We start from the raw sequence: 14,899 nt of genomic DNA, 5'->3' as shown, positions 1-14,899 counted from the left end.
GGCAGTTCATCCGGGCTGACCCGATTGTTGGCCACGAAGTTAGCAACGATGCCCGTGGTCATGGCCAGAAGCGCGGAATGATCGGTGTCAGCCATGCGGGCCTCCGGTTGGAAAGAATAGTCTTGATACGCCTGAATTCGTTCTGGCGACAAACGCTCAACCACCGCTCAGAACGGCGGGCCCATTGGGTGTCTGAGATGGTCGCGGGCCGACTGCGGCACCACGCCGATACGCCGCTTGGAGGCCCCGCCTGCCGATCGTGTTTGCAGGTATAGCGCAGGTCGGATTTCCGGCCTCGCCCACCGGAAGGCGCCTTAACGTGGGAACGTCGAAACCACCCGCTTCGCCCGGACTGGGAAGGGGTTGGGTCGGCCAACTTTCGAGGCCGCAGGTGGCCCTTCAAATCCATGCAGGCACTGGGTTTGACCGGTCGGCTTCCCTGGATTTCGTAATGCGGGGGTCAGGTGTTCGAGTCACCTAAGCGGCACCATTCTCTCGCTGTATCGCCGTTCGACCTGTAGGGTTCAGCGCGAACAGCGGGGGCTTGATCATGCGGTTTCACATCATCCTGACGGCGGCGCTCGCGCTCGCCGGTACGGCGTCGGCGCAGGAACACCCGCCCCATGCCCAGACCTGGACCTACGGCGGGGCGACCGGTCCCGAGCGCTGGTCCGAACTGGAGCCGGCCAACGTCGCCTGCGCCACGGGACAACAGGAAAGCCCCGTTGATCTGACCGGGGCGATCACGGCTGATCTGGGCGTGCTGGACATCGACTGGTCGCCCATGCCCGCCGCCGCTCGCGATACCGGCCACGCCATCCAGCTGGACGCCCCCGAGGGGTCGACCATGGCAGTGGGCCGACAGACCTATCGCCTGTTGCAGTTCCATGTGCACCAGCCGGCGGAGCACCTGCTGGACGGTCGCCGCTTCCCGCTGGAGATCCATTTCGTGCATGCCGGACCGGACGGGGTTCTCGGCGTGCTGGGCGTCTTCGCCGGGGTCGGCGCGACCAGCGCCCCGCTTCAGGCCGTCATCGACAGCCTGGGCGTCCCGACGGCCGGACCCGCGCTGGACCCGAACGGCTTCCTGCCCGCCGGCCGCGACTTCTTCCGATATGAAGGCTCCCTCACCACCCCGCCGTGCAGCGAGACGGTGGACTGGGTCGTGCTCAGCGACCCCATCACCGTGTCGCAAGACCAGATCGACGCTTTCGAGCGACTGCATCCTGGCAATACCCGCCCGGTCCAGCCGCTGTACCGCCGTTTCCTGCTGCGTTCCGGACACTGAGCGACGCGACCGCCAGCCGTCCTCACTTGATCATATAAGCATATCTTTATATGTCTCCGGCCAACCCCGCCCGCACAGGGCTGCTCGGAGCGATCCCCTTTGTCCCGTTCTTCCTTCCTCTTCACCTCGGAAAGCGTTTCCGAAGGCCACCCCGACAAGGTCGCCGACCGTATCTCGGACACCGTCGTGGACCTGTTCCTGTCCAAGGATCCCTATGCCCGCGTGGCGTGCGAGACCCTGACGACGACGAACCTTGTGGTGCTGGCCGGCGAGATCCGCGGCCAGGGCATTATGGACACGGACGGAAACTGGGCCCCGGGCGTCCAGGACGAGATCGAGGCCGCCGTGCGCGCCGCGGTCAAGGACATCGGCTATCAGCAGGCCGGCTTCCACTGGGAGAAGTTCGAGTTCATCAACCGCCTGCATGGCCAGTCGGCCGACATCGCCGTCGGCGTCGACGCCGCCGGCAACAAGGATGAGGGCGCGGGTGACCAGGGCATCATGTTCGGCTACGCCTCGAACGAGACGCCGGAGCTGATGCCGGCCACCCTGCAGTACAGCCACAACATCCTGAAGCGCCTCGCCGAGGTCCGCCATGGCGGCGACACCCGCCTGGAGCCCGACGCCAAGTCGCAGGTCACCATCCAGTACGTGGACGGTGTGCCCGTCCGCGCCACCTCCATCGTCCTGTCGACCCAGCACGCCGCCGGCCTGTCGTCGGAACAGGTGGCCGACATCGTCAAGCCCTACATCCTCGAAGTGCTGCCCGAAGGCTTCACCGACGAGAACACCGTCTGGCACATCAACCCGACCGGTATCTTCGAGATCGGCGGACCCGACGGCGACGCGGGCGTGACCGGCCGCAAGATCATCGTCGACACCTACGGCGGCGCCGCCCCGCACGGCGGCGGCGCCTTCTCGGGCAAGGACCCGACCAAGGTCGACCGGTCGGCCGCCTACGCCTGCCGCTACCTGGCCAAGAACGTCGTGGCCGCCGGCCTCGCTGACCGTTGCACCATCCAGATCTCCTACGCCATCGGCGTGGCCAAGCCCCAGTCCATCCACGTGGACCTGCACGGCACCGGCAAGGGCAGTGTCACCGAGGCGGTGCTTGAGGACAGGATCCTCGGCCTGATCGGCGGCGCCACGCCGCGCGCGATCCGCGAGCACCTGGGCCTGAACAAGCCGATCTACGCCCGCACAGCGGCCTACGGCCACTTCGGCCGCACGCCGGACGCCGACGGCGGCTTCAGCTGGGAAAAGACCGATCTGGTCGACCAGTTGAAGGCCCTGGCCTGAATCCAACGACGCTTGACGTTTTCCGGTAGAAAGGTCTGAATGGCCGTTCAACCGGAGGGTTTCCTGTGAAGCCTTTGCTCGTTGCCGCCGCCGTCGCCCTGATGGGCGCACCCCTGTCTGCGGCCTTGGCCCAGGACGGCCAGACCTCGGCGGCCGCGAACCAGATCGCCGCGACCCAGAGTCTAAACAACTGGGGGTCCGGTTTCGATCGGCGTCAGATGGGCGTCGGAACCTATCTGGACCTCATCCAGGCCAACTATCTGGAAAACCGCAACCCGCGGCGCGTCCGACGGGCCGAGACAGCCGCGGCCCTGGTCAATGCGGGCGACTGCCGAGGCGCCAAGGCCGTCGCGGCACGCGACAACGATCGTCGCCTCCTGGCCCGGCTGGACGATGTGTGCGGTCGGGGCGACGTCATAGCCGCCCTCGACTGATGCGGGGCGGGACGATGTTTCCCGGTCTGGTCGCCGCCCTGCTTGCCGCGTCGATCCTGTTCCCAGGGTCGGTCGACGCCATGCAGTCCGCGCCGATGGTGGCGCGCGGGACGCTGGATGCGCAACAGGCCTATGCCGATCGCTTGCAGCGGATGGCGCTCGACGGACCGACCGAGCGCGCGGCCGCCGGCGACCCCGATCAGAACCCCCGCAGGGCCCGCCGGGCGGAGGCCGCCGCCGCCCTGATCAACGCCGGCGACTGTCCCGGAGCCCTGGCGCTGGCGGAACGTGAGGGGGACCGCCGTCTCGCCGCCCGGATCACATTGGTCTGCGGTGAGGTCACCGTATCGACGCCCGCCCAGGCGCCCCGGGCTCACAACTAACGACCACTCCGTTCTGGCTGAACATTCGGAGGCTCGACATGAAACTGCTGATGCTCACGGTTCTCGCCGCATTCCCGACAGCGGCCCTGGCGCAGGTCCCGGCGATCGCCCCGCCATATCATCCAGCGATCGACAACCCGCAGGTCAGCCAGGCCTTCGCCCGGACGGCCGCCTTGAATAGCGCGGCGATGGCCGGTGAGGCGTTCAACAGTGACTTCAACAACGCCTATCTGGACCGCCAGATGGCGTATTGGCGCGAAACCCATAACCCGCGCCGCATTCGAAGGGCCGAAGCAGCGGCGGAGCTGATCAACAACGGCGACTGCGACGGCGCCAAGGCACTGGCCGTACGGGACCGGGATGAGCGTTTGACCGCCCGGATCGAACAGGTCTGCACCCTGATCAACGTCTCCGACCCCGTCGCTGCCGCTTCGGGCAGCTAGGCCGCCCCAACAACAATGACGGTTTCTGACCAGCGCTATCTGAACCGTTGACGCGGCCCCGCCCTTGCAAGCATGTCGCATCAGGCTCGGCGATGTGCGCCCGGTCGGGGGAATTACTATGAAAACCATCATGACCGGCGCCATGAGCGCCCTCGCTCTGCTGGCCGGCGCCGCGCCCGCCTCGGCCGCTCCGGTTCAGGACGGCGACTACTATACCTTCACCTTGGTCAACGGCACGCCCTGGACCATCCTGACCTTCCAGACCGGCGAGCCGAACGGCACCTACAGCCAGGACTGGATGCCGCAGCGCGTTCTGGAAGCCGGCGACGACGTCGCCATGCGCTTCTATGATTCCGAGGACGCCTGCGAATACTACGTCAAGATCGTCTTCGAGGACGGCGACGCCTGGCAGCAGAAGCTGGACTTCTGCGAGCTGGAGTACGTCGTGGTCAACCAGGACGGGACCATCGAAGGCATCGAATAGGCCATTCCGCCTTTCAACGGTCGTCGTCGCGAGCTACGAGCGCGCGATGACGACCGATCCTTCCGCCCGCTCTCCTGACGCCCCGCTCCGTTCCTTCGGGCGGATCAAGTCCCGGCCGATCAAGCCGCGCCAGGCGGCTCTGTTCGATACATTGATGCCCTCGGTGAAGCTCCCGGATCCGGCGGCGGGACCGATCGACGTTGCCGCACTGATGCCGGGCGCCAAAGAGGTGTGGCTTGAGATCGGGTTTGGCGGTGGCGAGCACCTCGCCGTCCAGGCCGCGCGGCACCCAGACGCCCTGATGATCGGTTGCGAGCCCTTCATCAACGGCGTGGCCTCGGCGCTGCGGCATATCGAGGAAGGGGGCCTCAAGAACATTCGCCTGCACGCCGATGACGCGCGGGCCGTGGTCCAGGCCCTGCCGGACGGTTCGCTGGACCGGATCATGATCCTGTTCCCCGACCCCTGGCACAAGGCACGCCACAACAAGCGCCGCCTGATCCAGCCGGCCTTCGCCGCCCAACTCGCGCGCAAGCTCAAGCCCGGCGGTCGCCTGCGCTTCGTCACGGACTGGAAGGACTATGCCGGCTGGGCGCTGGAGCGGTTCCTGGCCACGCCAGGCCTGGTCTGGATGGCCGACGAGACGGCGGACTGGAAGGTCGCGCCGGAGGATCACGTCGTGACCCGCTATGAAGAAAAACGCCTCGGCGACACCGACCCTCTGTTCCTGGAATTCGAGCGGGTCTGACCCGCCCGGCCGCGCACCGACCGCACTCAAGCAGCGAGCCGCCGCGCGGCGAGCGGTAGCGCCCTAAATCACGCCTGCCTGAAGCCCAACACATCCTGCATGTCATAGAGTCCCGGCCCGCGCGTCCGCACCCAGGCGGCGGCGGCGACCGCGCCCTTGGCGAACAGGGACCGGTCGATGGCCGAGTGGCTCAGGGTCAGCACCTCGTCGTCCGAGGCGAACAGCACTGTGTGTTCCCCGACGAGGCCGCCGGCGCGGATTGAGGAGAAGCCGATGGTCCCGGTCTTCCGTTCCTCGGAGATGCCGTCGTAGGGCGCGCTGCGCAACTCCGACAGGTCATGACCGCGGCCGCGCGCGGCAGCCTCGCCCAGCATCAGGGCGGTGCCGGACGGGGCGTCGATCTTCTTCCTGTGATGGCCCTCGGTGATCTCGATGTCCCAGTCGCGGGCGTCCAGCCGCAGGGCCGCATGCTCGACCAGGCCGATCAGGATGTTGACGCCGAGCGAGAAGTTGCCGCTGCGCACGATGGCGAATTTTTCAGCCGCAGCCTGGAGGGCCGAGTCCTGCTCGGGGGTGAAGCCGGTCGAACCGATGACGAGGGCTGGACCGCCGCGCTCGGCGCAGGTCTGCGCCAGGGCGACTGAGGCCTCGGCGGTGGAGAAGTCGATGACCACGTCGCAAAGGCTGAGGTCCGGCGTCTCGCCCCAGTCGAAACGGACCGAAACCATGACGTCCTCGCGCGCGTCCAGGGCCTGGGACACCGCCCGACCCATCCGGCCGCGTGCGCCGGAAATCCCGACGTGAAACAGTTCGCTCAAGACGAGGCCCCTCCGGCGAAATTCACTGGGCGTTCTCGCGCGCCGACCTGGCGTCTTCTTCCGAGCCGAGGATGTCGGCCCAGAACCGCTTGGCCTTGCCGGCGAAGGTCGAGTTTCGCGGATTCTGGCTGTCACCGAACGAAGCGGCCAGTTCCTGCATCAGTTCTTTCTGACGCGCGGTCAGGTCGGTCGGCGTCTCGACGAACAGTTCGACCACCAGGTCGCCGCGCTGGCGGCCGTTCAGATGAGGCATGCCCTTGCCGCGGATGCGGACCGTCTTGCCAGTCTGGGCGCCGGCGGGAACGCTGACCGGGGCCTTGCACTGGCCGTCGCAGGCCTCAGACACCAGGCAGGGGGCATCGATCTCGCCGCCCAGGGCCGCGACCGTCATCGACACCGGCACGGTGCACAGCAGATCCAGGTTGTCGCGCTCGAACAGGTCGTGCGGCGTCACCGACAGGAAGACATAGAGGTCGCCGCGCGGGCCGCCGCGCGTTCCGGCATCACCCTCGCCCGACAGGCGGATGCGCGAGCCGTCATCCACGCCGGCCGGAACCTTCAGCGACAGTTTGCGCGTCTTCCGCACCTGGCCGTGGCCGTGGCAGGTCCCGCAGGTGTCGGCCGCCGACAGCCGCTGGCCCTGACCGCCACAGGAGGGGCAGGTGCGTTCGACCTGGAAAAAACCGTTGGCCTGACGCACGCGTCCCGCACCCTGGCAGGTCGAGCAGGTCGTCGGCTTGGCGCCGTTCCTGGCCCCCGAACCCTCGCAGGTCTCGCACGCCGCGGTCGTCGGCACGGAGATTTCCACCTCGGCGCCCTGATAGGCCTGCTCCAGGGTGATCTCGAGGTCGTAGCGCAGGTCCGAACCGCGACGCGGGCCGTTCGACTGGCGCCGCCCGCCACCGCCGAAGACGTCGCCGAATGCGTCGCCGAAAACCTGGGAAAAAATGTCGTTGACGTCGTGGAACCCCTGCTGCCCCCCCCCGCCTCCGCCGTTCACACCCGCATGGCCGAACCGGTCATAGGCGGCGCGCTTCTGGTCGTCCGACAGGACCGTATAGGCCTCGGAGACTTCCTTGAACCTGGCCATGGACTCTTTGGAACCGCCGTTGCGGTCCGGGTGGTGCTCCATCGCCAGCTTGCGATAGGCGGACTTCAGGCCGGCGGCGTCGATGGTCCGCTCGACCGACAGCACCTCATAATAATCACGCGCCATGCGCAGACGTCCTCAAACCAACCCCTGACAATCCGATCACGTCGCTTTTCAGAGCGTGCAAGCGGAATGGCGGCCCACGCAAGACATGGGCGCCGGGTGCGGTGATGCAAGTTTCATGAAAGCCACGGTCCTCCCCTGGATCCCAGGGGAGGACCACGACGCTTAGGCGCTCTTCTTCTCTTCGTCGTCGCCCGAGACTTCCTCGAACTCCGCATCGACCACGCCGTCGTCGGCGGGCGCATCGTCACCGGACTGACCGGCGCTCTGGGCGTACATCGCCTCGCCCAGCTTCATCGAAGCCTGAACGAGCGTGTTCGTCTTGGTCCGGATATCTTCCGAATCGGCGCCGTCGCGAGCCGTCTTCAGTTCCGCCAGACCGGCCTCGATCGCCGCCTTTTCGTCGGCGCCGACCTTGTCGCCGTGTTCGGCCATGGCCTTCTCGGTCGAGTTGATCAGGCTGTCGGCGGCGTTCTGGGCCTCGACCAGGTCCTTGCGGATCTTGTCGGTGGCGGCGTTGGCCTCGGCTTCCTTGACCATCTTGTCGATGTCGGCGTCCGACAGGCCGCCGTTGGCCTGAATGCGGATCGACTGTTCCTTGTTCGTCGCCTTGTCCTTGGCCGAGACGTTGACGATGCCGTTGGCGTCGATGTCGAAGGCGACCTCGATCTGCGGCATGCCGCGCGGCGAAGGCGGAATCCCCATCAGGTCGAACTGGCCCAGCATCTTGTTGTCCTGGGCCATGGGACGCTCGCCCTGGAAGACCCGGATGGTCACGGCCGACTGGTTGTCGTCGGCGGTGGAGAACACCTGGCTCTTCTTGGTCGGGATGGTCGTGTTGCGCTCGATCAGCGGGGTGAAGACACCGCCCAGGGTCTCGATGCCCAGGGTCAGCGGGGTCACGTCCAGCAGCAGCACGTCCTTGACGTCGCCTTGCAGAACACCGGCCTGAACGGCGGCGCCCAGGGCCACGACCTCGTCAGGGTTCACCCCCTTGTGCGGCTCCTTGCCGAAGAAGGCCTTCACGGCCTCCTGCACCTTCGGCATGCGGGTCATGCCGCCGACCAGGACGACTTCGTCGATGTCAGACGCCTTGAGGCCCGCGTCCTTCAGCGCCTTGGCGCAGGGTTCGATCGTGCGCTGGATCAGGTCGTCGACCAGGGCTTCCAGCTTGGCGCGCGACAGCTTGATGTTCAGATGCAGAGGGCCCGACGCGTTCATGGTGATGAACGGCAGGTTGACCTCGTACTGGGTCACCGAGCTCAGTTCCTTCTTGGCCTTCTCGGCCTCTTCGCGGAGGCGCTGCAGGGCCAGCTTGTCCTGGCGCAGGTCGACGCCCTGCTCCTTCTTGAACTCGTCGGCCAGATAGTCGGCCAGACGGACGTCGAAGTCCTCGCCGCCCAGGAAGGTATCGCCATTGGTCGACTTCACCTCGAAGACGCCGTCGCCGATCTCGAGGATCGAGACGTCGAAGGTGCCGCCGCCGAGGTCATAGACGGCGATCTTCTGGCCGTCGTTCTTGTCCAGGCCATAGGCCAGGGCCGCTGCGGTCGGTTCGTTGATGATGCGCAGGACTTCGAGACCGGCGATCTTGCCGGCGTCCTTGGTCGCCTGACGCTGGCTGTCGTTGAAATAGGCAGGAACCGTGATGACCGCCTGGGTAACCTTCTCGCCCAGATAGGCCTCGGCGGCCTCCTTCATCTTGATCAGGGTGAAGGCCGAGATCTGCTGCGGCGAGTAGTCCTTGCCGTTGGCGCGCACCCAGGCGTCGCCGGTCGGACCCTTGACGATCTCATAGGGCACCATGGCCTTGTCCTTGGCCACCACGGGATCGTCGAAACTGCGGCCGATCAGGCGCTTGATGGCGAAGAAGGTGTTGGCGGGGTTGGTCACCGCCTGACGACGGGCGGGCTGGCCGACCAGGGTCTCGCCGCCGTCCTGGATCGCGACCACCGACGGGGTGGTGCGGTTGCCTTCGGCGTTTTCGATCACCTTGGGGTTTTTGCCGTCCATGACGGCCACGCACGAGTTGGTGGTGCCGAGGTCGATACCGATAATCTTGGCCATGAGCCTGTCTTTTCTCCGTCTGGCGGGCGATGCGGCGGCCTTATCAGAAAGCGCCGCGCGTGACCGCCCCCGTTTTGTTTGCGCCGCCTCTCGGGGGCGAGAGCGCGGCAGGTTGTCTGTTTTTCCGTGAAACCCCACGGATTGCGGGGTCTCTCGGGCTGGTCGGGATATGGGAAAGTCGTCATGCCCCGCAAGGCCTTGTTTCAGGACAAGGCTCGATTCAGGCGGAGTCAGGGGTCATCAGGTGCGTTCAGGCTCCCGTTCGGGCACTGTTGGGCCTGATTGCGGGTCACGGGCCCGCCAGTTGCAGGTCCCGATGATGCGCTCCCCGCCTCGCAAGCCCCGCCGGTTCACACCAGCCCTGATCCTGGGCCTGACACTGCTTGGCCTGTCGGGCGCCCAGGCGGCGGCGGAATCGGCGTCGAAGCGGGTCGCGACGGTCCATGCGGTCGCTCCGGCACGTCCATCGCAGGACGCCTACAATCGCGATGTCCGCATCCATAACCAGACCGGCTGGTCGATGACCTATCTCTACGCCTCCAGCGGCGGGGACTGGGGCGACGACCTCCTGGGTTCGGGCACCCTGTCGCCGGGCCAGAGCGTGGTGGTGACCATCGACGACGGCTCCGGCGCCTGCCGCTATTCGCTGCGCGCAGAGTTCGACAACGGCCAGAGCCTGCAACGCAGCGGCATCAACGCCTGCCAGGTCGCGGACTATTACTTCACGCGCTAGACGAGGGCGATGGAGCCCTTCCCCGACCTCCCCGGATTTCACTATTGGCCCGGCCGATTGCACGAGGCCGCGCAGGCCTCCCTGCTGGCCGAAATCGCAACCGCCCTGGCCATCGCGCCCCTCTATCGACCGGTGACCCCGGGCGGGAAGCCGTTCTCGGTCAGGATGAGCAATCTTGGCGCGCTCGGCTGGGTCTCGGACCGTGCCGGCTACCGCTACCAGCCGACCCATCCCGAGACCGGCGCGCCCTGGCCGCCGATCCCGCCTGTCCTTCTGGACCTGTGGGCCGAGTTGACCGGCTGGCCCGGGACGCCCGACGCCTGCCTGATCAACCTCTACCGCGAGGACGCCCGCATGGGGCTGCATCAGGACAGGGACGAGGCCGACCTCTGCGCCCCGGTCCTGTCGGTGTCGCTGGGCGACACCGCCGTCTTCCGCATCGGCCCGGCGGGCAAGGGGCCGACCCGGTCGTTGAAACTGGCGTCAGGCGACGTCTGCGCCCTGACCGGCCCCGCTCGACTGGCGCGCCACGGGATCGATCGACTGGTGGCCGGCTCGTCGCGGCTGATGCCCGGCGGCGGGCGGATCAACCTGACCCTTCGCCGGGCGGCGTAAGGTCACAGGGCGGTGACTCGACGGGACCGCGCGGTCTCGTCACAGTCCGCCACGGAAAATCCCCGAGGAAGCGCCCATGACCATCCTGATCCGCCCCGAAGGCCAGACCGCCGACGATTTCCGGTTCTCGCGCCGATCCCTCGGCGGGCTGACGGCGGGGGCCATGTTCACCGGCTATGCGGTCGCCGCCCTGGCCCAGGAGGCCCAGCCGATCACGACCGATTCCGAGGGCCTGGCGACCGCGATGGTCTCCTATCCCTCCGCCGACGACTTCGACCTGCCGGCCTGGGTCGCCCGCCCCGAAGGCGACGGCCCCTTCCCCGTTGTGATCGTCGTGTCGGAAATCTTCGGCCTGCACGCCTATATCCAGGACGTCTGCCGCCGCCTGGCCAAGGCAGGTTACGTCGCCATAGCCCCGGCCTTCTTCGTCCGCGTCGAGGACCCGGCCCCGCTCGCCGACATGCAGCGCATCCAGGCCATCGTCGGCGCCGCCGGCTACGAACAGGTCATGGGCGACATCAACGCCACCCTGGAATGGGCCTCGGGCCAGCTTTGGGCCAACACCGACAAGGTCGGGATCACCGGCTTCTGCTGGGGCGGCAAGGTCGTATGGCAGGCCGCCGCCCGCTTCGCCGCGATCGACGCCGGCGTCGCCTGGTACGGCCGTCTGGCCCCCTCGCCGACCGCGACGCCCGAACAGGTCGCTGCGGGCCAGCCCTTCCCGGTCGATCTGGCCGACGACCTGAATGGCATCGTCATCGGCAACTACGGCGGCCAGGACCAGGGCATCCCCAATGACACCGTCGCCGCCATGCAGACGGCGCTGGAGGCCGCTGGCGCCACCGAGAGCGGCATCAAACTCTACCCCGACGCCCCGCACGGCTTCCACGCCGACTACCGGGCCTCCTATCGCGCGGCCGAGGCCGCCGACGGCTGGGCCCGACTGCTGGCCTTGTTCGAGGCGAAGCTGAAATAGAAACCCTCCCCCGTTGGGGGAGGGGGCCGGCCACAGACTCTGCGTCTAAACCGAGCCCCCTCCGTCTCTACGCTTCGCTTCGAGCCACCTCCCCCATCGGGGAGGATCGGGATTACGCCTTGCCGTCGAAGGCCCCGCCGTTGGCGCCGGGCGCTGCGCCATAGGGGTTGCCGCCTTGCGGACCCGAGCCCTTGGCCGCCACCACGACCATAGCCGGACGCACCGTGCGGCCGAACAGTTCATAGCCGGCCTGCATGGTCACGAGGATGCTGCCGCCCGGAACCTCGGCCGAGGGCTGTTCCATCATGGCCTGGTGCAGGTGCGGGTCGAAAGCCTCGCCCGGCCCCGGGGCGACGCGCTTCAGCCCGTTGGTCTCAAAGGCCTGGAGCAGGGACTTCTGCGTCAGCTCCAGACCGGTCACCAGACCGGCCTCGCCGGCGTCGGCGTCCTTGGGCGCAGCCATCAGGGCGCGCTCCAGATTGTCGGCCACGCCCAGCAGGTCCTTGGCGAAGCGCTGGATCGCGAAGGCGCGGGCGTCGTTCATCTGGGTCTCGGTGCGGCGCTTGACGTTGTCCGCCTCAGCCGCAGCCCGCATGGCGCGGTCCTTCCACTGGTCGCGCTCGGCGATCATGGCGTCCAGCGGGCCCAGATCGTCCGCCGGGCCAGAGTCCAGACCTGCCTCGGCGTTGGCCAGGGCTTCGTCCAGCTCGGAATCGTAGTTCGGGTCTTGGGTATCGGTCACGTGTCTTGTCCGTCCAGGATGCGCCCCAGCACCCGCGCGGTGTAGTCCACCAACGGGATGATGCGGGCATAGTTCAGTCTTGCGGGTCCGATCACGCCGATGGCGCCCAGAACCCGTTGTCGGCCCGTCATATAGGGCGCCGCGACGACGGCGGAACCCGAAAGCGAAAACAGTCGCGTTTCCGCCCCGATAAAAATCCGCACGCCCTGCGCGGCATCGACCCCGTCGAGCAGGCCGATCAGCTGTTCCTTCTGCTCAAGATCGTCGAACAGGACCCGCACCTTTTCCAGATCCTCGGCGGCCCCGGCGTCCTGCAACAGGTTGGCGCGCCCCCGCACGATCAGCGACCGCTCCCGATCCGCCCCGCCCGACCAGGCCGCCAGCCCGTCCTCGACCAGCCGGGCAGCGGCGGCGTCCAGCTCGCTGCGCGCGGCGGCCAGTTCCGCCCCCATCTCCAGACGCGCCTCGGACAGGAGCCTGCCCTTCATGCGGGCCGAAAGGAAGTTCGACGCCTCCTGCAGGATCGCCGGCGTCACGCCTGCGGCCAGCGGCATGAGCCGGTTCTCGACCGTGCCGTCGTCGGCAACCAGCACCGCCAGCGCCTGACCCGAGCCCAGGGCCACGAACTCCACATGTTTGACGCCCGAGTCCCGCACCGGACTGGCGACGATGCCGGCCCCGCCCGCCAGACCCGACAGCAGGGCCGTGGCCTCGTTCAGCGCCTCCTCGAAGCCCTTGCCGCGCCCGAGCAGACGGGCGTCGATCTCGCGTCGCTCCTCGGTCCCGACGTCGCCGATCTCCAGCAGGCCGTCCACGAACAGGCGCAGGCCGGCATGGGTCGGGATTCGCCCCGCCGAGGTGTGCGGCGCCGCCAGCAACCCCGCCAGAGTGAGATCCTGCATCGTGTTGCGGATCGAGGCGGGCGACAGATGCACCCCGCCTTTCGACACAGTTCGCGACCCCACCGGCTCCCCGGTCTCGAGATAGGTCTCGACCACGCTCCTAAAGATATCCCGCGCCCGCTGGTCCAGCGCGGCCAAGCCGGCGTAGTGGGTCGTCATCAGGGGGCTGAGCGGAGGCCTCACGGGCGGCGACCCGATCGCATGGGGAGGTTGGGGGGATACAGGCTCACCCTTTCAGGATAAGCACCGCCGCTCGATACGCCAATGCAATACCGAGTTTCAGGATACCCGTCATGCGCCCCTCCGAACGCACCCCAGACCAGCTCCGCGCCGTGACGCTGGAAACCGGCGTCAACCGCTACGCCGAGGGCTCCTGCCTGGTCTCGTTCGGCCATACCAAGGTCCTGGTCACCGCCTCGATCGAGGAAAAAGTGCCCGGCTGGATGCGCAACACCGGTCAGGGCTGGGTCACCGCCGAATACGGCATGCTGCCTCGCGCCACCCACACGCGCGGCAAGCGTGAGGCCGCCGCCGGCAAGCAGTCGGGCCGCACCCAGGAAATCCAGCGCCTCATCGGCCGCTCGCTGCGCGCTGTCGTCGACCTAAAGGCGCTCGGCGAGCGTCAGGTCATGATCGACTGCGACGTCATCCAGGCCGACGGCGGCACCCGCACCGCCTCGATCACCGGCGCCTGGGTCGCGATGGCCTCCGCGCTCGGCTACCTGCGGGCCGAGGGCGTGCTGAAGGCCGATCCGATCCTCGATCAGGTCGCGGCCATTTCCTGCGGCATCTTCGCTGATACGCCCGTGGCCGACCTTGACTACGAGGAGGATTCCAGCGCCGAGGCCGACGGCAACTTCGTCCTGACCGGCTCGGGAACCATCGTCGAGATCCAGGCGACCGGCGAGAAGCGCGGCTTCTCCCGCCCCGAATTCGACCGTCTTTTCGAACTGGCCGAGGCGGGTTGCAACGACCTGTTCAAGCTGCAGAAGGCCGCGGTGGACGAGGCGCTCGCCCGCCAGCGCTGAGTTTCCATCCCGTGTGTGAATTTATTCTTGTCCACGCCTTGCAGATGCGCGGTCGCATCCCAGATTTGAAGGGTGGGGTCTTTGACAATCGAGCGCCGTTTCGTCCGCCCTATCGGACAGCCCTCCGGAGAGTGACAGGGCTCGAAACAACAACCTTCTGATTCTGTTCAGAAAGACCAAAGGTTTCGTCCGTTACGTCCGTTTCGTCAGGGTATTTTTCGCGGACGGAAACGGGCTTTCCAGCGACGGAGAACAGCGTCATCGTCGCGCCTTCCAGATCGCCCGGAGACGCCGCCATGGTTCGTGTGCCCACCGCCCTTGCCCTCGCGTTCGGCCTGTCGCTCGCCGCCTGCGGCTCGCCAGAGACGGCTCCGACCTCAGAAGAGACCGCGACCGCCGACGCCACGGCCGAACAGACGCCGGTCATGCCGGACGACGCTCCGCCACAGGAAGAAGCCTCGGCGCCCGAGGGCGCGCTGCTGGGCCCCGCCGATCGGACCTGCACGGACAGCATCGGCGAGGCCGCCGCTGTCAGGCTGGCGGAGCGCTGCACCATGGTCAGCCCGGCCAGCCACCCGCCGTGCAATCCCGCCAACGCCTGCGCCCTGATCCAGGACGAGATCGACCGCTCCTGCGGCCAGTACGGTCCGGGCGAGGCCCGGCCGACGGAGTGCGCGGCGTAGGCACTTTCGTTATCCTCCGGCGAGCGCAGAGAGACCGGGGGAC

General features: G+C 67.5%; 17 protein-coding genes. 12 read left to right on the top strand and 5 right to left on the bottom strand.

All coding sequences use genetic code 11. The annotated features are described in order from the left end of the window. Positions 1–550 precede the first annotated feature (550 nt). From ACP7A5_RS12225 to trmB, 7 genes are all read left to right on the top strand, one after another. Complete coding sequence (locus ACP7A5_RS12225) at positions 551–1,288, top strand: carbonic anhydrase (RefSeq protein WP_426042177.1); 738 nt, start codon at positions 551–553, stop codon at positions 1,286–1,288. 99 nt (positions 1,289–1,387) lie between these two features. Then, entirely contained in the window at positions 1,388–2,587 is a 1,200-nt protein-coding gene (gene metK, locus ACP7A5_RS12220; RefSeq protein ID WP_426042176.1) for a methionine adenosyltransferase, read from the top strand. Between the two features lie 65 nt (positions 2,588–2,652). Beyond that, entirely contained in the window at positions 2,653–3,021 is a 369-nt protein-coding gene (locus ACP7A5_RS12215) for a hypothetical protein (protein WP_426042175.1), read from the top strand. A gap of 14 nt (positions 3,022–3,035) precedes the next feature. Then, positions 3,036–3,404 (top strand): hypothetical protein, encoded by a 369-nt coding sequence (locus ACP7A5_RS12210; RefSeq protein WP_426042174.1) that lies wholly within the window; start codon positions 3,036–3,038, stop codon positions 3,402–3,404. Positions 3,405–3,442: 38 nt separating this feature from the next. Further along, complete coding sequence (locus ACP7A5_RS12205; protein WP_426042173.1) at positions 3,443–3,847, top strand: hypothetical protein; 405 nt, start codon at positions 3,443–3,445, stop codon at positions 3,845–3,847. A gap of 118 nt (positions 3,848–3,965) precedes the next feature. After that, positions 3,966–4,331: a hypothetical protein gene (locus tag ACP7A5_RS12200; RefSeq protein ID WP_426042172.1), complete on the top strand. Its 366-nt coding sequence runs from the start codon at positions 3,966–3,968 to the stop codon at positions 4,329–4,331. Between the two features lie 46 nt (positions 4,332–4,377). Beyond that, positions 4,378–5,079 carry a tRNA (guanosine(46)-N7)-methyltransferase TrmB gene (gene trmB, locus ACP7A5_RS12195; protein ID WP_426042171.1) on the top strand — a complete coding sequence of 234 codons (702 nt, stop codon included), beginning with the start codon at positions 4,378–4,380 and terminating at the stop codon, positions 5,077–5,079. A 68-nt stretch (positions 5,080–5,147) separates the two neighbouring features. On the opposite strand, the gene dapB is transcribed toward trmB, so the two are convergent. The 3 genes from dapB to dnaK all read right to left on the bottom strand — a co-directional run bounded on the left by dapB (position 5,148) and on the right by dnaK (position 9,177). After that, entirely contained in the window at positions 5,148–5,897 is a 750-nt protein-coding gene (gene dapB / locus ACP7A5_RS12190) for a 4-hydroxy-tetrahydrodipicolinate reductase (protein ID WP_426042170.1), read from the bottom strand. Positions 5,898–5,919: 22 nt separating this feature from the next. Beyond that, positions 5,920–7,113, bottom strand: coding sequence for a molecular chaperone DnaJ (dnaJ, locus tag ACP7A5_RS12185; protein ID WP_426042169.1), 1,194 nt, complete (start codon positions 7,111–7,113; stop codon positions 5,920–5,922). Between the two features lie 162 nt (positions 7,114–7,275). Continuing rightward, positions 7,276–9,177, bottom strand: coding sequence for a molecular chaperone DnaK (gene dnaK, locus ACP7A5_RS12180; RefSeq protein ID WP_426042168.1), 1,902 nt, complete (start codon positions 9,175–9,177; stop codon positions 7,276–7,278). 316 nt (positions 9,178–9,493) lie between these two features. Between dnaK and ACP7A5_RS12175 the strand changes: the two genes are divergently transcribed. The 3 genes from ACP7A5_RS12175 to ACP7A5_RS12165 all read left to right on the top strand — a co-directional run bounded on the left by ACP7A5_RS12175 (position 9,494) and on the right by ACP7A5_RS12165 (position 11,501). Beyond that, a complete protein-coding gene (locus ACP7A5_RS12175; RefSeq protein WP_426042167.1) occupies positions 9,494–9,910 on the top strand; it encodes a hypothetical protein in 417 nt (138 codons plus the stop codon). A gap of 9 nt (positions 9,911–9,919) precedes the next feature. Beyond that, positions 9,920–10,525 (top strand): alpha-ketoglutarate-dependent dioxygenase AlkB family protein, encoded by a 606-nt coding sequence (locus tag ACP7A5_RS12170; protein ID WP_426042166.1) that lies wholly within the window; start codon positions 9,920–9,922, stop codon positions 10,523–10,525. 76 nt (positions 10,526–10,601) lie between these two features. Next, positions 10,602–11,501, top strand: a complete 900-nt coding sequence (locus tag ACP7A5_RS12165; RefSeq protein WP_426042165.1) for a dienelactone hydrolase family protein — start codon at positions 10,602–10,604, stop codon at positions 11,499–11,501. 112 nt (positions 11,502–11,613) lie between these two features. On the opposite strand, the gene grpE is transcribed toward ACP7A5_RS12165, so the two are convergent. Next, positions 11,614–12,243, bottom strand: a complete 630-nt coding sequence (gene grpE, locus ACP7A5_RS12160; protein WP_426042164.1) for a nucleotide exchange factor GrpE — start codon at positions 12,241–12,243, stop codon at positions 11,614–11,616. Beyond that, positions 12,240–13,304, bottom strand: a complete 1,065-nt coding sequence (hrcA, locus tag ACP7A5_RS12155; protein ID WP_426042163.1) for a heat-inducible transcriptional repressor HrcA — start codon at positions 13,302–13,304, stop codon at positions 12,240–12,242. The genes grpE and hrcA overlap by 4 nt, the downstream gene beginning before the upstream one ends. Before the next feature lie 134 nt (positions 13,305–13,438). On the opposite strand from hrcA, the gene rph reads away from it, so the two are divergent. Together rph and ACP7A5_RS12145 are read left to right on the top strand one after the other, a co-directional pair. Then, the gene (rph, locus tag ACP7A5_RS12150; RefSeq protein ID WP_426042162.1) at positions 13,439–14,173 is read left to right on the top strand and encodes a ribonuclease PH; all 735 of its coding nucleotides are present in this window, start codon (positions 13,439–13,441) and stop codon (positions 14,171–14,173) included. Between the two features lie 296 nt (positions 14,174–14,469). Continuing rightward, complete coding sequence (locus ACP7A5_RS12145; RefSeq protein ID WP_426042161.1) at positions 14,470–14,856, top strand: hypothetical protein; 387 nt, start codon at positions 14,470–14,472, stop codon at positions 14,854–14,856. Positions 14,857–14,899: the final 43 nt, after the last annotated feature.

Origin of the sequence: Brevundimonas sp. TWP2-3-4b1, assembly GCF_049897665.1 — a bacterium.
GTDB lineage: Bacteria > Pseudomonadota > Alphaproteobacteria > Caulobacterales > Caulobacteraceae > Brevundimonas > Brevundimonas subvibrioides_B.
This window is presented reverse-complemented; position numbering and strand designations above follow the sequence as displayed.